This is a genomic window from Streptomyces sp. NBC_01267 (assembly GCF_036241575.1).
GTDB lineage: Bacteria > Actinomycetota > Actinomycetes > Streptomycetales > Streptomycetaceae > Streptomyces.
In genome coordinates this window covers 5,935,001-5,957,954 of the sequence record NZ_CP108455.1, presented here as the reverse complement: position 1 = coordinate 5,957,954, position 22,954 = coordinate 5,935,001, and the positions used below count along the sequence as shown (strand labels likewise).

Annotated in this window: 14 protein-coding genes, 1 tRNA gene and 2 rRNA genes (1 of these 17 only partly in view); 3 read left to right on the top strand and 14 right to left on the bottom strand. The window is 67.3% G+C overall.

The window, feature by feature from the left end; genetic code table 11:
- The first annotated feature begins 22 nt into the window (after positions 1-22).
- Both OG709_RS27250 and OG709_RS27245 read left to right on the top strand, forming a co-directional pair.
- Positions 23-829: an Fpg/Nei family DNA glycosylase gene (locus tag OG709_RS27250; RefSeq protein ID WP_266640461.1), complete on the top strand. Its 807-nt coding sequence runs from the start codon at positions 23-25 to the stop codon at positions 827-829.
- Between the two features lie 64 nt (positions 830-893).
- Entirely contained in the window at positions 894-1,673 is a 780-nt protein-coding gene (locus tag OG709_RS27245) for an SDR family NAD(P)-dependent oxidoreductase (protein WP_250304876.1), read from the top strand.
- Here the strand turns inward: OG709_RS27245 and OG709_RS27240 are convergent.
- The 10 genes from OG709_RS27240 to OG709_RS27195 form a co-directional block, all read right to left on the bottom strand.
- Positions 1,621-1,947, bottom strand: a complete 327-nt coding sequence (locus OG709_RS27240) for a hypothetical protein (RefSeq protein WP_250304877.1) — start codon at positions 1,945-1,947, stop codon at positions 1,621-1,623. The two genes, OG709_RS27245 and OG709_RS27240, sit on opposite strands and share 53 nt — an antisense overlap.
- Before the next feature lie 124 nt (positions 1,948-2,071).
- Complete coding sequence (locus tag OG709_RS27235; RefSeq protein WP_250304878.1) at positions 2,072-2,542, bottom strand: Dps family protein; 471 nt, start codon at positions 2,540-2,542, stop codon at positions 2,072-2,074.
- 124 nt (positions 2,543-2,666) lie between these two features.
- Positions 2,667-3,050 carry a helix-turn-helix domain-containing protein gene (locus OG709_RS27230; RefSeq protein WP_250304879.1) on the bottom strand — a complete coding sequence of 128 codons (384 nt, stop codon included), beginning with the start codon at positions 3,048-3,050 and terminating at the stop codon, positions 2,667-2,669.
- 109 nt (positions 3,051-3,159) lie between these two features.
- The gene (locus OG709_RS27225) at positions 3,160-3,669 is read right to left on the bottom strand and encodes a CinA family protein (RefSeq protein ID WP_250304880.1); all 510 of its coding nucleotides are present in this window, start codon (positions 3,667-3,669) and stop codon (positions 3,160-3,162) included.
- On the bottom strand, positions 3,666-4,322 hold the full coding sequence (gene pgsA, locus OG709_RS27220; protein ID WP_250304881.1) for a CDP-diacylglycerol--glycerol-3-phosphate 3-phosphatidyltransferase: 657 nt from the start codon (positions 4,320-4,322) through the stop codon (positions 3,666-3,668). Before pgsA ends, OG709_RS27225 begins: the two co-directional genes overlap by 4 nt.
- Entirely contained in the window at positions 4,319-5,782 is a 1,464-nt protein-coding gene (gene rimO, locus OG709_RS27215; protein ID WP_250304882.1) for a 30S ribosomal protein S12 methylthiotransferase RimO, read from the bottom strand. Before rimO ends, pgsA begins: the two co-directional genes overlap by 4 nt.
- A 48-nt stretch (positions 5,783-5,830) precedes the next feature.
- Complete coding sequence (locus OG709_RS27210; protein WP_329167907.1) at positions 5,831-6,634, bottom strand: helix-turn-helix domain-containing protein; 804 nt, start codon at positions 6,632-6,634, stop codon at positions 5,831-5,833.
- A gap of 218 nt (positions 6,635-6,852) precedes the next feature.
- The gene (locus OG709_RS27205; protein WP_250304884.1) at positions 6,853-9,630 is read right to left on the bottom strand and encodes a DNA translocase FtsK; all 2,778 of its coding nucleotides are present in this window, start codon (positions 9,628-9,630) and stop codon (positions 6,853-6,855) included.
- Between the two features lie 134 nt (positions 9,631-9,764).
- A complete protein-coding gene (locus OG709_RS27200; protein ID WP_266640465.1) occupies positions 9,765-10,442 on the bottom strand; it encodes a response regulator in 678 nt (225 codons plus the stop codon).
- A 244-nt stretch (positions 10,443-10,686) separates the two neighbouring features.
- Complete coding sequence (locus OG709_RS27195; protein WP_266640467.1) at positions 10,687-16,176, bottom strand: HAMP domain-containing protein; 5,490 nt, start codon at positions 16,174-16,176, stop codon at positions 10,687-10,689.
- 261 nt (positions 16,177-16,437) lie between these two features.
- Here OG709_RS27195 and OG709_RS27190 point away from each other — a divergent pair, with 261 nt between their 5' ends.
- Complete coding sequence (locus tag OG709_RS27190; protein WP_250304889.1) at positions 16,438-19,095, top strand: SpoIIE family protein phosphatase; 2,658 nt, start codon at positions 16,438-16,440, stop codon at positions 19,093-19,095.
- A gap of 49 nt (positions 19,096-19,144) precedes the next feature.
- On the opposite strand, the gene OG709_RS27185 is transcribed toward OG709_RS27190, so the two are convergent.
- From OG709_RS27185 to OG709_RS27170, 4 genes are all read right to left on the bottom strand, one after another.
- Positions 19,145-19,217, bottom strand: a tRNA-Thr gene (locus OG709_RS27185).
- Positions 19,218-19,301: 84 nt separating this feature from the next.
- Entirely contained in the window at positions 19,302-19,979 is a 678-nt protein-coding gene (locus tag OG709_RS27180; RefSeq protein WP_250304890.1) for a DegT/DnrJ/EryC1/StrS family aminotransferase, read from the bottom strand.
- 96 nt (positions 19,980-20,075) lie between these two features.
- Positions 20,076-20,192: ribosomal RNA gene (rrf, locus tag OG709_RS27175) — 5S ribosomal RNA — on the bottom strand.
- Positions 20,193-20,288: 96 nt separating this feature from the next.
- Positions 20,289-22,954, bottom strand: a 23S ribosomal RNA gene (locus OG709_RS27170) (it continues 459 nt past the right edge of the window).

The window sequence follows — 22,954 nt, the reverse complement described above, 5'->3', positions numbered from 1 at the left end:
CCCGTTCCGCAGAGGGAGGGACATGCCCGAGGGAGACAGCGTCGTCCAGGCCGCCCGGCGACTGCACACCGCTCTGTCCGGCCACCCCCTCACCCGTTTCGACCTGCGCGTACCACGGTTCGCCACCGCCGATCTCACCGGGCGCACCGTCCTCGACGTCACCCCGCGCGGCAAGCATCTGCTCATGCGGATCGAAGGCGGCCTCACCCTCCACAGCCATCTGCGGATGGACGGTGCCTGGAAGGTCTTCGCCCCCGGCGAGCGCTGGCGGGGCGGGCCGTCCCACGAGATTCGCGCCGTCCTCGCCACCGCCGACCGCACCGCCGTCGGCTACCGCCTTCCGGTTCTCGACCTGCTGCGCACCACCGACGAGGACAGCGTGGTGGGCCATCTCGGTCCCGACCTGCTGGGACCCGGCTGGGACCCCGACCGGGCCCTGGCCAATCTGCTGACCGACGCCGCCCGCCCGCTCGGCGAAGCCCTCCTCGACCAGCGCAACCTCGCCGGGATCGGCAACATTTTCACATCCGAGATCTGCTTCGTGCTGCGCGCCACCCCCTGGCTCCCGGTCGGTGAACTCCCGCGGCCCGAGCGGGCCGTGGCGGTCTCCAAGAAGCTCCTGGAGGCCAACCGCGAGCGGCCCGTCCGTACGACGACGGGTCTGTGGAACCACCGCCTGTACGTCTACGGCCGCGCACCCCGACCGTGCCTGCGCTGCTCCACCCCCGTACGCACGGCGGACCAGGGCGACGGCAGCAGCAGGCGTCCTGCGTACTGGTGCCCCCGGTGCCAGTCGGGCCCCGCCCCGCAGACCGCCCCGCTCAGCTGACGGTCCAAATCCGGCACCGGCACATCAGTTGACGGGGTGTCAGATGCGGTCGTACGGTCCCGTCATGCCCGTCAAGGCGTACGACCTCACCGGCCGCACCGCGTTCGTCACCGGCGCCGCGAGCGGCATCGGCCGCGCCACTGCCGTGCTCCTCGCGGAAGCAGGCGCCACCGTCCACTGCGCGGACCGCGACGAAGCGGGCCTGCACGAGACCCGGGCCCTGATCGGGAACACCGGCGGCGCCGCACACCTCCACCCGCTCGACGTCTCCGATCGCACCGCGGTGGAGACGGCGGTGGAAGCGGCCACGGCCACCTCGGGCCGACTGGACATCCTGGCGGCCATCGCCGGCATCATGCACAGCAGCCCCGTCCTGGAGACACGCGACGAGGACCTCGACCGCGTTCTCGCCATCAATTTCAAGGGTGTGCTGTACGCGTGCCAGGCCGCCGCCCGCGCCATGATCGCAGCGGGCACCCGGGGCAGCATCGTCACGATGGCCTCGGGCGCGGTGGACACCGGTGGCCCCGGGCTGCTCTGTTACGGCGTCACCAAGGCCGCCGTGGTGCAGCTGACCAAGACACTCGCCACCGAGGTGGGCCCGCACGGCATCCGGGTCAACGCGGTCGCGCCCGGCTGGATCCGCACACCGATGACCGAGCGGCACAACAACTCGGAGGCGCAGGCGCACACCGCCACGCTCATGTCCCGGCTGTCCCCGTTGGGCAAGGTCGGTGAGCCTGCGGACATCGCACACGCCGTACTGCATCTGGCATCCGACGCCGCCGGATTCACGACGGGTCAGATCCTGCGGCCGAACGGCGGCGTCGCCATGCCCTGGTAGAGCGCCGCGCCCTGCCGAACCACACCCTGCCGGAACGCGGCGCCCCGGGGGCCTGCGGTTCACCGGGCCGCGATGCCCCGCCGGAGCGCGCCACCCCGGCGGGGAGAGCGACCACATGCACCGGCAGCAGACTCAGCCCCCAGCCCCCCAGCGCGACCGCGCTCTCCAACGGCCCGGTGCCACCGGGTATCAGCAGCAGCCTCAGCACAGCCCACCACCAAGCCCCGCCCAGCACCGCGGCCAGCGCCAGCGCCGGCATCCACCGCTTCACCATGGCTGCCTCCTCCGGCCGACGCTAGCGCCGTTCCCGGCAAGCTCTGCCCCGTCGCGGCACTAGACGGGCCCGAGCGCCTGGCAGGAGGGCGCACCCAGCGTGCACCCGGCGGGTATGCGCATCGCTACGCGCTCTCTGCCTGATACATCCAGGCGTGCTTTTCGAGATCCGCAGTGACCCCGATCAGCAGATCCTGGGTCACCGGGTCCGGGACGTCGGTCGCGGCGATCCGCTCCCGCATCCGGGTGATGACAGCACCGAGCGCGTCCACCAGGATCCGCACCGCGTCGGTGTCCTTGATCCAGCCCTCCGGCACCTCGCGGATCGCACTGGTCCTGGAGACCGTCGCGGCGCGGCCGTCCGGCGTCACCCCGACCGCCGAGGCCCGCTCGGCCACGGTGTCCGTGTACTGGCGAGCGGTGTCGACCACCTCGTCGAGCTGGAGGTGCACGGACCGGAAGCGCGGCCCGACCACATTCCAGTGCACCTGCTTGGCCACCAGCGAGAGATCGACGAGATCGGCGAGTGCGCCCTGGAGCGCGTCTCCGACCACCTTGAGATCAGCTCCGGACAGCGAACTCTTCACGCCAGACATGCGAGGCCTCCCATGCATTCATACGTTCCGACCACCATGGCACAAATATCCACATCTCGGACATTCGGGGCAGAAAAAAGCTCCGACCGGTCCGTGAGGACCAGCCGGAGCCGGAAAGCACGTGCTAGGCAGCGACGACATCCACCGCTTCGGCGGGCGCCTTGATCGTCACTCGCTCGGTCGGAACACCCGTCACCGATGTCACGGAGACGGAATTGAGCATCGAACGTACCGGCGCGGGCACAGGTTCACTGGCAGCTGCCGACTCGGCCAGCTCGGCGAGCGACAGTTCGTCGCTCACTTCGCGCATGAGCTCGGACATCCGTACGTCAAGCGCGTCGCAGATAGCGGAGAGCAGCTCGGAGGATGCCTCCTTCTGCCCCCGCTCCACCTCGGACAGATAACCGAGAGAGACTCGGGCGGACGAGGAGACTTCGCGCAGAGTACGGCCCTGACGCTGGCGCTGCCGACGCAGCACGTCACCCAGCAGGCGACGGAGCAGAATCATCGGTGGCTCCCTCCTCGGACCGCGTAGCCGCATCCTTCACGCCCCACCGTACCGCCTTGCGCCGCGGCCGTGCGGGGAGTGATGTCGTGTTCACTCAGGGCTGCAAACATCAAATCCCCCCGTTCTCTTCCGTATCCTGTGCCCCTGCATTCCCGCAGAGTTCGCCGGAGAGCAGCTCAAGAACGCCTCGAACAGTCTCTTCACGGATTTCCCCCCGGCTTCCGTTCAATCGCAGTGCGGCCACATTCCCCGCACCGTCCGGGCCACAAACTGCTACGTACACCGTCCCGACGGGCTGTCCGTCCTGCGGATCGGGCCCGGCGACCCCCGTGGTCGCCGTTCCCCAGTCCGCACCGAGCACCTGCCGCACTCCGGCGGCCATCTGCCGGGCGACCTCGGGGTCCACCGCCCCTCGCTCGGCCAGCAGAGCTCCGTCGACGCCGAGGATCTCGCGCTTGAGACCCGTTGCGTACGCCGTCACGGACCCACGGAAGACCCGCGAGGCGCCGGGGACGGAAGTCAGTTCGGCGGCGACCAGGCCGCCTGTCAGCGACTCGGCAGCGGCCAGGGTCTCCCCGCGCTCCGCCAGCAACTCCAGCACCCGGGCCGCGGACGTCACCGTGCGGCCCGCTCCGCTGCGAGGCCCTTGCGCCGCGCGGTCACCGCCTGCTGGACGTAATCGAGCCCCGTCACCACCGTCAGCACCACCGCGACGGCCATGACCCAGAACCGCATGGTCGCCAGCGGCCCGGTCAGCGCCAGCACGTACATGCCGACGGCTGTGCCCTGGGCCAGCGTCTTCAGCTTGCCGCCGCGGCTGGCGGGAATGACCGCGTGTCTGATCACCCAGAACCGCATCAGCGTGATCCCGAGCTCCCGGAAGAGGATCACTCCCGTCACCCACCAGGGCAGATCACCCAGGTACGACAGACAGATCAGCGCCGCCCCCATGATCGCCTTGTCGGCGATGGGGTCGGCGATCTTCCCGAAATCGGTGACCAGGTTGTAGGTCCGTGCCAGATGGCCGTCGAAGACATCGGTGATCATCGCGATGGCGAAGGCGGCCCAGGCGTACGCCCGCCAGACCGGGTCGTACCCGCCGTCATGGAGCAGCAGCAGCACGAATCCGGGGACGAGCACCAGCCGCAGCATCGTCAGCAGATTGGCGACGTTCCACAGGCTGACCTCGTTGACGACCGCAGCGCCCAGCTTGCCTCCGGACGCCGGCGTGGCACCGGTACCGCCCGTGGCGGATGCCGGGGCTCCGGTCATCTGCCCGCCTCCTCACCGAGACACTCGGCCACCAGATCGACGCCTTCGGTGGCGACCACCTTTGCGACGACCATACGGCCGGGCACCAGCCCCTCGCTCGCCGTGAACATCACCTGTCCGTCCGTCTCCGGCGCCTGGTGTTCCGCCCGGCCCACCGCGCCGTCCTCGTCGTCCACCGACTCCACGAGCACGGAGAGCGTCTCACCGAGCCGCTCCTCGGCCCGCTGGGCGGTCAGCTCCTCCGCGAGCCGGGAGATACGTTCCAGCCGCTCGGCGATGACCTCGGCGTCCAGCTTGTTCTCGTAGCCGACCGCTTCGGTGCCGTCCTCGTCGGAGTAGCCGAAGACCCCGATGGCATCGAGCCGCGCACCGGTGAGGAAGCGCTCCAGCTCGTCGACATCGGCTTCGCTCTCGCCGGGGAAGCCCACGATGAAGTTGGACCGCACACCGGCCTGCGGCGCCTTGCCGCGGATCGTGTCCAGCAGTTCGAGGAAGCGGTCGGTGTCCCCGAAGCGCCGCATCGCGCGCAGCACGCCGGGCGCCGAGTGCTGGAAGGAGAGGTCGAAGTACGGCGCGATCTTCGGCGTCGAGGTCAGCACGTCGATGAGACCGGGCCGCATCTCGGCGGGCTGCAGATAGCTGACCCGGATCCGCTCGATGCCTTCGACCTCGGCGAGCTCGGGGAGCAGCGTCTCCAGAAGGCGGATGTCGCCAAGGTCCTTGCCGTACGAGGTGTTGTTCTCGGAGACCAGCATGACCTCCTTCACACCCTGCTCGGCCAGCCAGCGCGTCTCGCCCAGGACGTCGGAGGGGCGCCGCGAGATGAAGGAGCCGCGGAAGGACGGGATGGCGCAGAACGAGCACCGCCGGTCGCACCCGGAGGCCAGCTTCACGGAGGCCACCGGACTGTTGCCGAGTCTGCGGCGCAGCGGCGCACGCGGACCGGAGACCGGGGCGACGCCTTCCGGCAGGTCCTCGGGGGCCGTGTCCTGCGCGTGGCCGGGAAGGGCCACACCGGGCGCCTCCTGGCGCTGCGCCGGGCTGATCGGGAGGAGCTTGCGGCGGTCCCGCGGGGTGTGCGACGCGTGGATTCCACCGTTGAGGATGGTCTGGAGCCGGTCGGAGATATCGGCGTAGTCGTCGAATCCGAGGATCCCGTCCGCCTCGGGGAGCGCTTCGGCAAGATCCTTGCCGTACCGTTCGGCCATGCAGCCGACGGCCACGACGGCCTGGGTCTTGCCGTGATCCTTCAGATCATTGGCTTCCAGCAGGGCGTCGACGGAGTCCTTCTTGGCGGCTTCGACGAATCCACAGGTGTTGACGACGGCGACGTCCGCTTCGGCGGCATCCTCGACGAGCTCCCAGCCGTCCGCTGCCAAGCGGCCTGCGAGCTCCTCCGAGTCCACCTCGTTACGGGCGCAGCCAAGAGTGACAAGGGCGACGGTGCGGCGTTCGGGCATGGGCTCAAGACTACTTTGTCCCGGCCCACGCCCGGTCCGCGAGGGTGATCAGCCTGCTTCGGGGTCGCCCTTGGTGTAGGAAAGACGCTCGACCTGGCCGGACTGGAAGTCGTTCTGGATGCTCTTGCCGTTCACGAACAGCTGGATCGCCCCGGCGTTCCCGAGGATCAGATCGACCTGCTGTCCGTCCGTGAAGGTCTTGGAATCCCCCTTGGCGAGGACGCCGTCGAACAGCAGCTTGCCGTTGTGCGTCTTGGCCGAGATCCAGCTCTTGTCGTCGACCGCCGACACCTTCACCGTCACCTTGTCCTTCGGCACGGCCGCAATGGCGCTGTCCGAGGGGGCGGGCTTGGGATCGGCGGGCTTGCTGGGGGCCGGATCGGCCGCCTTGGCGGCTGTCGTGGGCCCCTCGGCCACCTGATCCTTGTTCTTGTCGGTGCTGCCGCTGCCGGAGAACATGGTGAATCCGACGAAGCCGATCACCGCGACGATCGCCGTGACCATGGCCGCCGTCCAGTTCGGACGGCGCCGTTCGGGCCTGATCCGTTCCGCCTCGAAGAGCGGCGCGGCAGGGGTGGGAGCGGGACGGCCGCCGTGTTCGGCGTCGTACTGCTCGACGAGGGGTGCCGGGTCGACGCCCACGGCGCGCGCGAGTGTGCGGATGTGCCCGCGGGCGTACACGTCGCCGCCGCAGCGGGAGAAATCGTCCAGCTCGATCGCGTGCACGATGGGGATGCGCACCCGTGTCGCCGAGCTGACTTCTTCAACCGTCAGGCCTGCGGAGATCCTGGCCTGCTGGAGGGTACGACCGATCGAAGGCCGGTCGTCTTCGGGGGAGTTGCCGATGGACACGGGGGCGCCTTTCGAGCGTGAGCCACCTGCTGGATGTTCAGTCTAGGGGGGCGGGGAAAGGGTGGGGCAACCGGAGGGAGAGCTTTCTACGCCATCAGGTCGGCAGATCGCGGTAGCGACTCGCCGGACGGCCGAGGACAACCCGGGAGAAGGACAACCCACCGCCTTCTCCCTCCAACTTGACGTACAGCCAAGGGAAACGGTTGCCCCCCTTTCTGTTACGGAAGAGACTCCCCGCGGATCACTGCGAGGACTCCATCCATTTCGTCCGGTTTCACCAACACGTCGCGTGCCTTCGATCCCTCGCTGGGTCCGACGATGTTCCTCGACTCCATGAGGTCCATCAGCCGGCCCGCCTTGGCGAATCCGACCCGCAGTTTGCGCTGGAGCATCGACGTGGAGCCGAACTGGGTGGACACGACCAGCTCGGCCGCCTGGCACAGCAGGTCCAGGTCGTCCCCGATGTCCCCGTCGATCTCCTTCTTCTTCGCCGTCCCGACCACCACGTCCTCGCGGAAGACGGGCGCCATCTGGTCCTTGCAGTGCTGGACGATCGCCCCGACCTCGTCCTCGGTGACGAAGGCGCCCTGCATACGGGTCGGCTTGTTCGCCCCCATCGGCAGGAAGAGCCCGTCGCCCTTGCCGATCAGCTTCTCGGCGCCCGGCTGGTCGAGGATGACCCGGCTGTCGGCGAGCGAGGAGGTGGCGAAGGCGAGGCGCGAGGGCACATTCGCCTTGATCAGGCCGGTGACGACGTCGACCGACGGGCGCTGGGTGGCGAGCACCAGGTGGATGCCCGCCGCGCGGGCCAGCTGGGTGATCCGGACGATGGAGTCCTCCACATCACGCGGAGCGACCATCATCAGGTCGGCCAGCTCGTCGACGATGACCAGCAGATACGGATACGGGGAGAGCTCCCGCTCGCTTCCCTCCGGGGCCTTCGCCTTACCGTTCCGCACGGCCTGGTTGAAGTCGTCGATGTGCCGGTAGCCGTACGCCGCGAGGTCGTCGTACCGCAGATCCATCTCCCGGACGACCCACTGAAGGGCTTCCGCGGCGCGTTTCGGGTTGGTGATGATGGGCGTGATCAGGTGCGGAATGCCCTCGTACGCGGTGAGCTCGACCCGCTTGGGGTCCACCAGCACCATCCGTACGTCGTCGGGGGTGGCCCGCACCATCACCGAGGTGATCAGGCAGTTGATGCAGGACGACTTGCCGGAGCCGGTCGCGCCCGCGACCAGGACGTGCGGCATCTTCGCGAGGTTGGCCATCACATAGCCGCCCTCGACGTCCTTCCCGAGAGCCACCAGCATCGGGTGGTCGTCCTCGGCGGCGTCCGCGAGCCGCAGGACGTCGCCGAGGTTGACCATCTCGCGGTCGGTGTTGGGGATTTCGATGCCGACCGCGGACTTGCCCGGGATCGGGGAGATGATCCGGACGTCGGGGCTGGCGACGGCGTACGCGATGTTCTTGGTGAGGGCGGTGATCCGTTCGACCTTGACGGCCGGGCCCAGCTCCACCTCGTAGCGCGTGACCGTCGGACCGCGGGTGAAGCCGGTGACGGCCGCGTCGACCTTGAATTCCATGAAGACGTTCGACAGCGAGGCGACCACCACGTCGTTGGCGGCGCTGCGCGTCTTGCCGGGGCCGCCCCGCTCCAGCAGGTCCAGCGAGGGGAGCGAGTACGTGATGTCGCCCGAGAGCTGCAGTTGCTCGGCGCGGGAGGGCAGGGGCTGCGACTCGGCCGGCTTGGGGGACGCTTTCGTCAGATCGGGTACCGCGGACGGGACCCCCGGCCGGTCGGGCTGCCCGGTGGCCGCGGACTCGCGGGCGGACGGCACGGGCGCCGAGAGCGACTTCGAGGTGGCCTCCGGGCGTTCCACGGACACGCCCTGGGTCAGATCCGCGACCAGCGGCGAGGGCGGCAGCCCGTTCAGCACCGCGCCGTCCAGCGCCGCGGCGGCGGCTGCCGCGACATCCACGGCGTCCATGGTCCGGCCGGGCGCGGGCTGCACGGATGGCCTGCGCGGCCTGCGGCGCTTGGTGAGGGCCTCCTCCTCGGCCTGCTCCGCGTCGTACAGCTCGGGCGTCTCGCTCCGCTGTACGGACGCGCGCCTGCGGCCGGCGGGCAGCGCTTCGCGCCACTGCTCCTCGTAGCGCTCGTCGTCCTCCGCCTCGGCGTCCCGGCCGGGCTCCGGATCGACGACTCCCAGCCGGGCTCCGAGCGCCCTGAGCCGGTGCGGGATGGCCGTGACCGGGGTGGCCGTGACGACCAGCAGCCCGAAGACGGTGAGCAGCAACAGCAGCGGTACGGCGAGCACATCGCCCATCAGGAAGATCAGCGGCTTGGAAGCGGCCCAGCCGATGAGCCCGCCCGCGTCCTGCAGTGCGGAGGTGCCGTCACCGCGCCCCGGTGCGCCGCAGGCGATGTGGACCTGTCCGAGCACCCCGAGAACCAGCGCGGAGAGCCCGATGACGATCCGCCCGTTGGCCTCCGGCCTCTCCGGGTGAAGGATCAACCGCACAGCGATGGCGCCCAGCAGTATCGGCACCAGCAGATCGAGCCGCCCGAAGGCTCCGGTGATCAGCATCTCGACGAGATCACCGACCGGACCGCGGAGGTTCGACCAGGTGCCCGCCGCGATGACGAGCGCCAGGCCGAGCAGGAGCAGCGCGACCCCGTCCTTGCGGTGCGCCGGGTCGAGGCCCTTGGCGCCCCGCCCTATGCCGCGGAACATCGCCCCGACGCCGTGGGCGGTGCCGAGCCAGAGCGCCCGTACGAGCCGGTACACGCCCCCGGTGGGGGACGGTGCCGGCTTCGGTACGGGCTTCGCAGCCGCCTTCTTGGCGGGTGCCTTCTTCGCGGGAGCGGTCTTCTTCGCAGCGGTCTTCTTCGCGGGCGCCGCCTTCTTGGCTGCGCCCGCGGTACGGCCGGCGCGCGGCTTCGCGGTGCCCGCCGTGCCCTGGGAACCCTTGCCGGACGTACGTGAGGCCATGGTGCCGAGGTTACCGGTGTCCACGGCAACGGACACCTGTGGTTACCGCTTCACCCGTTCGTGTCGCCCCTGTGAACACGCCTCTTGACGCGTGTTCAGCCGGACCGGCTGCCAGCCCCACATCGGGCAGGCCGTCAATTCTGCGACGGAAGCGCGGCAGTCGGGCCGCTCGTGCCCGGCTCCAGCGCGTCCAGGGCCCGGCGGAGGCCGGTGAGTTTGCGCTCCAGATGGGCCGCGGTCGCCACTGCGGCAGCGTCCGCCGACTCGTCGTCGAGCTGCTTGGAGAGCGCCTCGGCCTGCTCCTCAACTGCCGCGAGCCGCGCGGACAGTTCGGCGAGCAGCCCGGCCGGCTCCTTGGCGTCGCCGACCGGAGCGCTGCCGTCCAACTGGAGGCGGAGCAGCGCGGCCTGCTCACGCAGCTGACAGTTCTTCATGTAGAGCTCGACGAACACCGACACCTTCGCCCGCAGCACCCACGGGTCGAACGGCTTCGAGATGTAGTCCACCGCTCCCGCGGCATAACCGCGGAACGTGTGGTGCGGCCCGTGGTTGATGGCCGTGAGGAAGATGATCGGAATATCGCGGGTCCGCTCCCGGCGCTTGATGTGCGCGGCGGTCTCGAACCCGTCCATGCCTGGCATCTGGACGTCCAGCAGAATCACTGCGAAATCGTCCGTCAGCAGCGCTTTCAGCGCTTCCTCCCCTGACGATGCCCGCACCAGTGTCTGATCGAGCGCGGAGAGAATGGCCTCCAGCGCCAGCAGATTCTCCGGCCGGTCATCGACCAGGAGGATCTTGGCCTTCTGCACCATGGCCCGTCCTCCTCGTCCCGGCAGTGCACCGGGCGCCGCCCCAGGGGACGGCTCCGTAACGCCGTCCGTCCTTGTGCCGGTCATGGTAACCGCACCCCGCCTGTCACCACACCCAGTCACCACGATGTCACTGCACACATACCGGAAACGTGGCGGGAGACCAGAAGGTTCCCCGAATACTGCCGCCTCACACGCCTTCGGCCACACTCAGTCAGCAACTCGCAAGTACTGGGCGTGAAATCGATCACTCACCGCGCATCCAATGCTCCATTACTGTGAGCAAATGATCAGGGTCGACCGGCTTGGTCACATAGTCGGAGGCACCGGATTCGATGGCCTTCTCCCTGTCGCCCTTCATCGCCTTCGCGGTCAGCGCGATGATCGGCAGCCCGGCGAACTGCGGCATCCTGCGGATCGCCGTCGTCGTCGCGTAACCGTCCATCTCCGGCATCATGATGTCCATCAGAACGAGCGTCACGTCGTCGTGCTGCTCAAGGACCTCGATGCCCTCCCGGCCGTTCTCCGCGTACAGCACCGCGAGGCCGTGCTGCTCCAGGACGCTGGTGAGCGCGAAGACGTTGCGGATGTCGTCGTCGACGATCAGCACCTTCTCGCCGTTGAACTGGAAGACCCGGCGCGGCTCGGCCGCCTCCTTCTCCTCCACCGCCCACGGCTCCCGTTCCACGGACGTGGTCCCGCCCGTGACGCCCGAACTGGCCGGCAGCGCCGACGGACGGCCCGCGGAACCCAGCGCCTTGCGGCGGCGCCGGAACAGGCCCGCAGGCCCGCCCTGGACGTCCGTGGGCGCCATGCCGGACCTCGAACCCGCCTCGTCGGGCATCCTGCTCTCTCCGGCACCGGGCGCCCGCTCCAGCCCACCCGGGCTCAGCTGCGGATAGCCCTGCGGCGGCAGTTCGCTGGCGTGCAGCGGCAGATACAGCGTGAAGGTGGAGCCACGCCCCGGCTCGCTCGCCGCATGGATCTCACCGCCGAGCAGCCGTGCGATCTCCCGGCTGATGGACAGACCGAGCCCGGTACCGCCGTACTTGCGGCTCGTCGTACCGTCCGCCTGCTTGAAGGCCTCGAAGATCACCCGCATCTTGCTCGACGCGATGCCGATCCCGGTGTCGGTGACCGAGAAGGCGATCAGATCCCCGTCGGCGTCGCGCAGCGAACCCGCCTCCAGCAACTGCTCGCGAATGGCGTCCGGCACGCCGGCGTTGGCCGGCCTGATCACCAGCTCCACCGCCCCGGTGTCGGTGAACTTCACCGCGTTGGAGAGGAGATTGCGCAGCACCTGCAGCAACCGCTGCTCGTCCGTGTGCAGGGTCGCGGGCAGCTCCGGCGACACCCGTACGGAGAAGTCCAGGCCCTTCTCGGCGGTCAGCGGCCGGAAAGTGGCCTCGACGTAGTCGACGAGCTGGACCAGCGCGATCCTGGTCGGGCTGACATCCATCTTGCCCGCCTCGACCTTGGACAGATCCAGAATGTCGTTGATCAGCTGGAGCAGATCCGAACCGGCCCCGTGAATCGTCTCGGCGAATTCCACCTGCTTCGGGGAGAGATTTCCCTCGGCATTGTCAGCGAGCAACTTGGCGAGGATCAGCAGGGAATTGAGCGGTGTACGCAGCTCGTGCGACATGTTCGCCAGGAACTCGGACTTGTAGCGCATCGAGACCGCGAGCTGTTCGGCCCGCTCCTCCAGCACCTGCCTGGCCTCTTCGATCTCGGTGTTCTTCACCTCGATGTCGCGGTTCTGCCGGGCCAGCAGCTCGGCCTTCTCCTCCAGTTCCGCATTGGATACCTGAAGCGCCTTCTGCCGGTTCTCCAGTTCCGCCGAACGCTCCCGCAGCTGCTCGGTGAGCTCCTGCGACTGCTTCAGCAGAACCTCGGTCTTGGAGTTCACGCTGATCGTGTTGACGCTCGTCGCGATCATTTCCGCGATCTGGTTGAGGAAGTCCTTCTGGATATGGGTGAACGGCTGGAACGAAGCCAGTTCGATCACTCCCAGGACCTGTCCCTCGAAAAGCACCGGCAGCACGATCACATGGGCGGGCGGCGCCTCACCCAGACCGGAGGAGATCTTGAGATAGCCCGGCGGCACGTTCTCCACCAGGATCGTGCGCTTCTCTTCGGCCGCCGTACCGATGAGCGTCTCACCGGGCCGGAAGGTCGTCGGCATGGAACCCGCCGAGTAGCCGTAACTGCCGTGCATCCGCAGCTCGTACGCGCTCTCGTCGCCCTGACCGACCTCCGTCGCCGACCCGGTGGGCATGGCCAGGAAGAACGCGCCGTGCTGGGCCGAGACGACCGGGGTGAGTTCGCTCATGATCAGCGAAGCCACGTCCACCAGCTCCCGGCGGCCCTGCATCAGACCGGAGATACGGGCCAGGTTGCCCTTGAGCCAGTCCTGTTCCTTGTTGGCGACCGTGGTGTCACGCAGGTTGGCGATCATCGTGTTGATGTTGTCCTGGAGGGCCTGGATCTCGCCCGCGGCATCCACATCGATCTTGAGATTCAGATCTCCCCGGGTCACCGCGGTGGCGACCGCCGCGATCGCGCGCACCTGGCGGGTCAGGTTCCCGGCCATCTCGTTCACCGATTCGGTGAGATCGCGCCAGGTGCCGTCCACATCACGCACCCGCGCCTGACCGCCCAACTGGCCCTCGGTGCCCACCTCGCGGGCGACCCTGGTCACCTGCTCGGCGAAGCTCGACAGCTGGTCGACCATCGTGTTGATGGTGGTCTTCAGTTCCAGGATCTCGCCCTGGGCGTCGATGTCGATCTTCTTGGTCAGATCGCCCTTGGCGATCGCCGTGGTGACCGTGGCGATCTGCCGCACCTGTCCGGTCAGGTTGGACGCCATGGAGTTCACGGACTCGGTGAGGTCCTTCCACGTACCGGACACCCCCGGCACCCGCGCCTGGCCGCCCAGCGAACCGTCCGTGCCCACCTCACGCGCTACCCGCGTCACTTCGTCGGCGAACGAGGACAGGGTCGTCACCATGGTGTTGACGGTGTCGGCGAGCTGCGCGACCTCGCCACGCGCTTCCACCGTCACCTTCTTGGTCAGATCGCCGTTGGCGACCGCCGTGGCGACCTGCGAGATGTTACGGACCTGGCTGGTCAGGTTGTTGGCCATCAGGTTCACGTTGTCGCTGAGGTCCTCCCAGATGCCGGTGACCCCGCGCACCCGGGCCTGCCCGCCGAGAATTCCCTCGGTGCCCACCTCTCGGGCCACCCGCGTCACCTGCTCCGCGAACGAGGACAGCTGATCGACCATCGTGTTGACGGTCGTGACCAGCGCGAGGATCTCGCCCTTGGCGTCAACGGTGATCTTCTTCGACAGGTCGCCCTTGGCCACCGCGGTGGTGACCTCCGCGATGTTGCGCACCTGCGACGTCAGGTTGTTCGCCATGAAGTTGACGGACTGGGTGAGGTCCTTCCACGTACCGGACACCCCCTGGACCTCGGCCTGACCACCCAGCATCCCCTCGGTGCCCACCTCTCGGGCCACCCGCGTCACCTGCTCCGCGAACGACGAGAGCTGATCGACCATCGTGTTCAGGGTGTTCTTCAGTTCGAGGATCTCGCCACGGGCGTCCACATCGATCTTCTGGGACAGATCACCCCGCGCCACCGCGGTCGCGACCTGCGCGATGTTGCGGACCTGCGCGGTGAGGTTGCCCGCCATGCCGTTCACCGAGTCGGTCAGGTCACGCCATACGCCGGCCACGCCCGGCACCTGCGCCTGACCGCCGAGGCGACCGTCCGTACCCACCTCACGGGCGACCCGGGTCACCTGCTCGGCGAAGGCGGAGAGCTGGTCGACCATCGTGTTGATCGTCGTCTTCAGTTCGAGGATCTCGCCGCGCGCGTCCACGTCGATCTTCTGGGACAGATCACCACGCGCCACCGCAGTGGTCACCTGGGCGATCTGACGTACCTGCGAAGTCAGGTTCCCCGCCATGAAGTTGACGGAGTCGGTGAGTTCCTTCCAGGTACCGCTGACCCCGTCCACCCGGGCCTGGCCACCGAGCCGGCCCTCGGTGCCCACCTCACGCGCCATCCGCGTGACCTGGTCGGCGAACGACGAGAGTTGCGCCACCATCGTGTTGACGGTGTTCTTCAGTTCCAGCATCTCGCCGGCCACGTCCACCGTGACCTTCTGCGACAGATCGCCGTTGGCGACCGCCGTCGTCACCTGCGCGATGTCCCGCACCTGCCCGGTGAGGTTACGGAAGGCCGTGTTCACCGAGTCGGTCAGGTCCTTCCACGTCCCGGCGGCGCCCGGCACCTCGGCCTGACCGCCCAGACGCCCCTCGACGCCGACCTCGCGCGCCACCCGGGTGACCTCGGAACCGAAGGACTGGAGCTGGTCGACCATCGTGTTGACGGTGTTCTTCAGCTCCAGCATCTCGCCGGCCACGTCCACCGTGACCTTCTGCGACATGTCACCGTTGGCGACCGCCGTCGTCACCTGCGCGATGTCCCGCACCTGGGTCGTGAGGTTGCGGAAGACGGTGTTGACCGAGTCGGTCAGGTCCTTCCAGGTCCCCGCGGCGCCCGGCACCTGCGCCTGGCCACCGAGCAGCCCCTCGGCGCCCACCTCGCTCGCCACCCGGGTCACTTCGTCCGCGAACGTACGCAGCGTCTCGGTCATCTGATTGATCGTCTCGGCGAGCTGCGCGACCTCGCCGCGCGCGCTCACCGTGACCTTCTGCGAGAGATCGCCGTTGGCGACGGCTGTGGTGACCTCCGCGATACCGCGCACCTGGGACGTCAGGTTCCCGGCCATCGTGTTCACCGAGTCGGTGAGGTCCTTCCACACCCCTGCCACACCGGGCACGGCCGCCTGGCCGCCCAGCTCGCCCTCGGTCCCCACCTCGCGGGCGACCCGCGTCACCTCGGACGAGAACGAGGACAGCTGGTCGACCATCGTGTTGACGGTGTTCTTCAGCTGGAGCATCTCGCCGGCCACATGGACCGTGACCTTGCGTGACAGATCTCCCTTGGCGACAGCCGTCGTGACGAGAGCAATGTCACGCACCTGTGCGGTCAGCCGGTACGCCATCGTGTTGACGGAATCCGTGAGATCCTTCCACGAACCGGACATACCGCGCACTTGAGCCTGACCGCCCAACTTGCCCTCGGTACCGACCTCCAGTGCGACCCGCGTCACCTCGTCGGTGAACGCCGACAGCTGATCGACCAGGTTGTTGACGGTACGGGCGACCTTCAGGAACTCACCGCGCAGCGGTCGCTCCACCCCGTCCGTCGCCTGCGAACGGAGGTCCATCCGCTGTTCCAGATCGCCCTCGGCCACCGCCGACAGCACCCTGCCGACCTCGGAGACCGGCCGCGCCAGATCGTCCACCAGCTCGTTCGACGCGTCGATCGCTACGGCCCAGGAGCCCTCCAGGGCCCCCGTCTCCAGCCTTTCGGTGAGTTTCCCCTCACGTCCGACCATCCTGCGCACCCGGGCGATCTCACCGGTCAGGTGGAGATTGCGGTCGGCGACCTCGTTGAACACGGCCGCGATCTCGGCCATCACCCCGTCGCCGGACACCGTGAGACGGCGGCGGAAATTCCCGTCGCGCATCGCGGCCAGAGCCGTCAGCAGTCTGCCCAGGGCGGCGGCATCCACTTCGGTTGTCCCGTGGTGTCGCTTTTTCGGCGACTGTCCGCTTTTTGCGCGCGTGTTCTTGTCACGCGCCGCCGTGCCAGACTCCACCGTGTCCCTCCCGCAGGGGTTGGCCGTAGTACCGGGCTGTCTCTAGAAGCTTGCCCAGTGTTTCACCATGGCGGAACCAGGCCATAACAGTTCGGCAGCTTTGGATACCGTCCCCGCCCTCCGAGGACGGAAACCCTGTAACCGGCATCCGCACGGACCGCGAAGGTAAGTAACCTGGCATCCGGCTGTCCAACCGTCCCCGTCCGCCCGGCGGAGGCGGAGGCACCAGTACTACCACCGGGCAGCGAGGGGCGGGCCGACATGGCAGAGCCGGGCGTCGAGACGCGTACGAGGAGTTCTGTGATCACCGCGCGGGCGGCTGCCAGCTTCGAACCGGTCGGGCGGTCGGTAGCGACCGCCCGTGCCTTTGTCCGTGACACCCTCCAGGGCTGGGGGTACGCCGACGTCGTGGACGACGCCGTCGTCCTCACCAGTGAGCTCGTCACCAACGCGGTGGTCCACGCGGGCACCAACGCCGACGTGCTGTGCCTGCGCACCGACGACGGCATCCGCGTCGAGGTCGCCGACCACTACCCGGAGCGTGAGGTCCCGCTCCAGGGCAGCGGCCAGTCGTTCGGCAGCCCCGACCGCGAGGGCGGCCGAGGACTGCTGCTCTGCGCCGCACTCGCGTCCCGCTGGGGCGTCGAGTACACCCCCACCAAGAAGCAGGTGTGGTTCCAACTCGACCTGCCGCAGCGCCCGGTGGGCGCCCGCTCGGCAGGCCCCCTCCTCCCCCCGGAACTGCTGCCCGTCGCGGACCAGCACATCCGGGTGGCAGTGATCCAGATCGACCGCACGGGCGCGGTCTCCTCCTGGAACGAGGACGCCACCGAGCTCTTCGGGCACACCGCCGAGCAGGCCATCGGCCGACAGCTCACCGACTTCGCCGCCTGGCCGCACACCCCCGGTACCGGTACCGGCATCGCCGAAGCGCTGCAACTGTCCCGCTGGGAAGGCAGTTACGGCATCCGCGGAGCCGACGGCCGGGTCGTGCCCGTGTACGCCTCACACCTTCGGGTACGCGACGCGGAGGGCGAGCCGTCGACCGTCTGCCTGCTCGTCCGCGACTACGAGCGCGCGGTGCTGCAGACCCCGCCGCGCACTCCGCAGAACGACACCGGTTCCTTCACCGACCACCGGGCCGCCGACCCGTTCGAGGTCTTCATCGGCTCCCCCGCCCCCGACGACCTCGACGGTCTCCTGCAGCGCACGGTGGAGCGCGCGCGTGACATGCTCGACGCCGACGCCGCGTTCCTGCTGCTGGCCACCGACGACGAGACCGAGCTGGAGGTGCGGGCCACCACCGGCCTGCCGTCCGCCCGCCAGCGCTTCGCCCGGGTGCCTGTCGAGGCGGGCACCGGACGGTACGGATCGGCCCGGATGCCCGCCGTCCACGAGGACCTGGCCGCCGTCCCCGGAGCTGTTCCGCTCCTCAACGGCACGGGCATGCGATCCGTCGTCACCGTCCCGCTCAAGGTCGAGGGCCGCCTCACCGGTTCCCTCGGCGTCTCCGCCGAAGCCCCCGGCCGGTACTCCAACGAGCAGGCGCTGCGCCTGCAGTTCGCCGCCGACCGTATCGCCCTGGCCGTGGAATCGGCCCGGCTCGGCGAGCTGGAGAAGCTGCGCCGGGGGTCGCTCTCGTTCCTCGTCGAAGCATCCGACCTGCTGGCAGGCACGCTCGACCGGGACCAGACGCTGGCCCTGATGGCCCAGATGACCGTGCCGACGCTGGCCGCCTGGTGCGCCGTGTACACGATCGCCGACCAGTCGTCGGAGCCGTACCTCTCCTACGTCCTGCACGAGGACGAGGAACGCATCGACGGCCTCAAGGCCCTGCTCTCCAAGATCAACCCGCCCGAGCCGGTACCCACTCCGGGAGCCCGGATCTGGGCCGCCCCCGGCGAGGCCGCCCACCAGGCCGCACTGACCTCGTCGAGGCGCAGCCTCGGTCTCGGATCCAGCCCCGCGCTCGGCTCCGGCATCGGCACGACGCTCGCCACGGCCGCCGCGGTCGGCGGCGAGACGGTCGTACTGCCGCTGGTCGCCCGTAACCGCGTCATCGGCATGCTCACGCTCGGCAAACCGTCCGACGACCACTTCCGCCAGGAGATCCTGGAACTGGCCGAGGACCTCTCCCGCCGTGCGGCGCTGGCCCTCGACAACGCCCGCCTCTACTCCGAACGCACCGCCATCAGCCAGGCACTTCAGCGCAGCCTGCTGCCGCCCGGCCTGCCCGAGGTGCCCAACGTCGAGGTGGAGGTCATCTACCGGGCCGCGGGCGAGGGCAACGAGGTCGGCGGCGACTTCTACGACCTCTTCCCGATCCGCGACGGCGCGTACGGCTTCGCCATCGGGGACGTCTGCGGTACAGGCCCGGAAGCCGCAGCCGTCACCGGCCTGGCCCGGCACGCCCTGCGCCTGCTCGCCCGCGAGGGCTTCGGCGGCCCCGCCGTCCTGGAGCGGCTCAACGCGGCCATCCTCGACGAGGGCTCCCGCAGCCGCTTCCTGACGCTCCTGTACGGAGAGCTGTGGCCGCAGGAGGACGGCAGCGCCCTGCTCAAGGTCGTCTGCGCCGGCCACCCGCTCCCACTGCGCCTGCGTCAGGACGGCACCGTGGAGCCCGCGGCCGAACCTCAGCCGCTGCTCGGCGTCATGGAGGACCTGGAGCTGTACGAGCAGACGGTCACCCTCGACCCGGGCGACGTACTCCTGTGCGTCACGGACGGTGTCACCGAACGCCGCGAGGGCACGCGCATGCTCGGCGACGACGGCCTGGCGGACGTACTGAGTACCTGTACGGGCCTGACAGCGGGCGCGGTCGCCGGACGCATCCTGCGCGCGGTGGAGCGCTTCGCCGCAGAACCGGCCTCCGACGACATGGCGATCCTGGCCATGCGCGTGCCCGAACCGCCCAAGTAGCCGGTACGCGAAAGGCCCCCGCCAACCGGCGGGGGCCTTTCGGTGTGAGAGCCCCAATACGGAATCGAACCGTAGACCTTCTCCTTACCATGGAGACGCTCTACCGACTGAGCTATTGGGGCGCAGCAACAAGAGAAATCATACCCGAACTCGGCCGTGCTTCCAGCCATCACGCGCCACACGGAGAACCTGTCGAAGGACCGCGTCTAGAAGGCAGGTTGAAGCAGCCCGCCGAGGGCGTTGCAGGACGAGACCATGCGCTGGAGTTCACGGCGCCGCAGCACACCGTGCAAGGGCAGAGCCAGCGTTTCGTCTGCGGCCCGCTCGGCCTCGGGCAACCGCACGTCCGCACGGAACTCCGGCATCCGGTGAACGGGCGTCGGCACGGGCACCTCACATCCCACTCCCCTGCGACGGAGCGCCTGGGCGAAGGCATCACGGTCGGGGCGGCCGTTGCCCGGCACGCGTACGACGTAGCGCTGGTACGTGTGTGCCGCGTCCGGAGCCGGTGTACGCACGCCGGTCAGCCGCTCGTCCAAGTACGCGGCGTGGGAGCGTCGTTGACCCACTTCGTCCTCGGTGACGACGGCCTCCTGCGGACCGACGACCAAGAGCCCCTTGGCACGGCCGAGTTCACCGATCCGCACCAGGTCCGGCGGGTGCCCGAAGGCAGCGACCACCACCACGGCGGCGGTGCAAGGGGTGAGTGCGGCGGCGACCGCGCCGGGGTCCAGACAGTAACTCGACGGATCTATGTCGGCGAAGACGGGCCTGGCCCCGACCATCGTCACGGCCAGGGCGGCCTCGATGCCGCCGTAGGCCGGCACGACGACCTCGTCACCGGCTCCAACGCCTGCGGACTTCAGGAACCTCGCGGTGCTCATGGCTGCATCGTGGCTGCCCTATGTGAACACCAAGTGACAGGGCATAAAAAAACTCCAGCCCCTGAACCGAAGTTCAGGGGCTGGAGTTGAAAAATTGTTCGGCGGCGTCCTACTCTCCCACAGGGTCCCCCCTGCAGTACCATCGGCGCTGAAAGGCTTAGCTTCCGGGTTCGGAATGTAACCGGGCGTTTCCCTAACGCTATGACCACCGAAACACTATGAAATTAACCAACACCGACTGCGTCTAATTAAAGACAGCAAACACGGCCGTTCATTATTTCAGAACTAACACAGTGGACGCGAGCAACTGAGGACAAGCCCTCGGCCTATTAGTACCAGTCAGCTCCACCCGTTACCGGGCTTCCACATCTGGCCTATCAACCCAGTCGTCTACTGGGAGCCTTAACCCCTCAAAGGGGGTGGGAATACTCATCTCGAAGCAGGCTTCCCGCTTAGATGCTTTCAGCGGTTATCCTTTCCGAACGTAGCCAACCAGCCATGCCCTTGGCAGGACAACTGGCACACCAGAGGTTCGTCCGTCCCGGTCCTCTCGTACTAGGGACAGCCCTTCTCAATATTCCTACGCGCACAGAGGATAGGGACCGAACTGTCTCACGACGTTCTAAACCCAGCTCGCGTACCGCTTTAATGGGCGAACAGCCCAACCCTTGGGACCGACTCCAGCCCCAGGATGCGACGAGCCGACATCGAGGTGCCAAACCATCCCGTCGATATGGACTCTTGGGGAAGATCAGCCTGTTATCCCCGGGGTACCTTTTATCCGTTGAGCGACAGCGCTTCCACAAGCCACTGCCGGATCACTAGTCCCGACTTTCGTCCCTGCTCGACCCGTCGGTCTCACAGTCAAGCTCCCTTGTGCACTTACACTCAACACCTGATTGCCAACCAGGCTGAGGGAACCTTTGGGCGCCTCCGTTACTCTTTAGGAGGCAACCGCCCCAGTTAAACTACCCATCAGACACTGTCCCTGATCCGGATCACGGACCGAGGTTAGACATCCAGCACGACCAGAGTGGTATTTCAACGACGACTCCACAATCACTGGCGTGACCGCTTCAAAGTCTCCCACCTATCCTACACAAGCCGAACCGAACACCAATATCAAACTATAGTAAAGGTCCCGGGGTCTTTCCGTCCTTCTGCGCGAAACGAGCATCTTTACTCGTAGTGCAATTTCACCGGGCCTATGGTTGAGACAGTCGAGAAGTCGTTACGCCATTCGTGCAGGTCGGAACTTACCCGACAAGGAATTTCGCTACCTTAGGATGGTTATAGTTACCACCGCCGTTTACTGGCGCTTAAGTTCTCAGCTTCGCCACACCGAAATGTGACTAACCGGTCCCCTTAACGTTCCAGCACCGGGCAGGCGTCAGTCCGTATACATCGCCTTACGGCTTCGCACGGACCTGTGTTTTTAGTAAACAGTCGCTTCTCGCTGGTCTCTGCGGCCACCCCCAGCTCACCGAGTAAATCGGATCACCAAGAATGGCCCCCCTTCTCCCGAAGTTACGGGGGCATTTTGCCGAGTTCCTTAACCATAGTTCACCCGAACGCCTCGGTATTCTCTACCTGACCACCTGAGTCGGTTTAGGGTACGGGCCGCCATGAAACTCGCTAGAGGCTTTTCTCGACAGCATAGGATCATCCACTTCACCACAATCGGCTCGGCATCAGGTCTCAGACTACGTGTTACGCGGATTTGCCTACGTAACGTCCTACACCCTTACCCCGGGACAACCACCGCCCGGGCTGGACTACCTTCCTGCGTCACCCCATCGCTTACCTAGTACAGATCTGGTCCGACGGCTCCACCACTCCCCTTCACCCGAAGGATCCAGGACGGCTTCACGGCCTTAGCATCGTCTGATTCAGTATTGGGCGTTTCAAAGCGGGTACCGGAATATCAACCGGTTGTCCATCGACTACGCCTGTCGGCCTCGCCTTAGGTCCCGACTTACCCTGGGCAGATCAGCTTGACCCAGGAACCCTTAGTCAATCGGCGCACACGTTTCTCACGTGTGTATCGCTACTCATGCCTGCATTCTCACTCGTGAACCGTCCACAACTCGCTTCCGCGGCTGCTTCACCCGGCACACGACGCTCCCCTACCCATCCCAGCCCCCGTTGGGGGTATGTGCTGGAATGACACGACTTCGGCGGTACGCTTGAGCCCCGCTACATTGTCGGCGCGGAATCACTTGACCAGTGAGCTATTACGCACTCTTTCAAGGGTGGCTGCTTCTAAGCCAACCTCCTGGTTGTCTCTGCGACTCCACATCCTTTTCCACTTAGCGTACGCTTAGGGGCCTTAGTCGATGCTCTGGGCTGTTTCCCTCTCGACCATGGAGCTTATCCCCCACAGTCTCACTGCCGCGCTCTCACTTACCGGCATTCGGAGTTTGGCTAAGGTCAGTAACCCGGTAGGGCCCATCGCCTATCCAGTGCTCTACCTCCGGCAAGAAACACACGACGCTGCACCTAAATGCATTTCGGGGAGAACCAGCTATCACGGAGTTTGATTGGCCTTTCACCCCTAACCACAGGTCATCCCCCAGGTTTTCAACCCTGGTGGGTTCGGTCCTCCACGACCTCTTACAGCCGCTTCAACCTGCCCATGGCTAGATCACTCCGCTTCGGGTCTAGAGCGTGCAACTCAAACGCCCTATTAGGACTCGCTTTCGCTACGGCTTCCCCACACGGGTTAACCTCGCTACACACCGCTAACTCGCAGGCTCATTCTTCAAAAGGCACGCAGTCACGACTAACAGTACAAGTACTGTCAGCGACGCTCCCACGGCTTGTAGGCACACGGTTTCAGGTACTATTTCACTCCGCTCCCGCGGTACTTTTCACCATTCCCTCACGGTACTATCCGCTATCGGTCACCAGGGAATATTTAGGCTTAGCGGGTGGTCCCGCCAGATTCACACGGGATTTCTCGGGCCCCGTGCTAC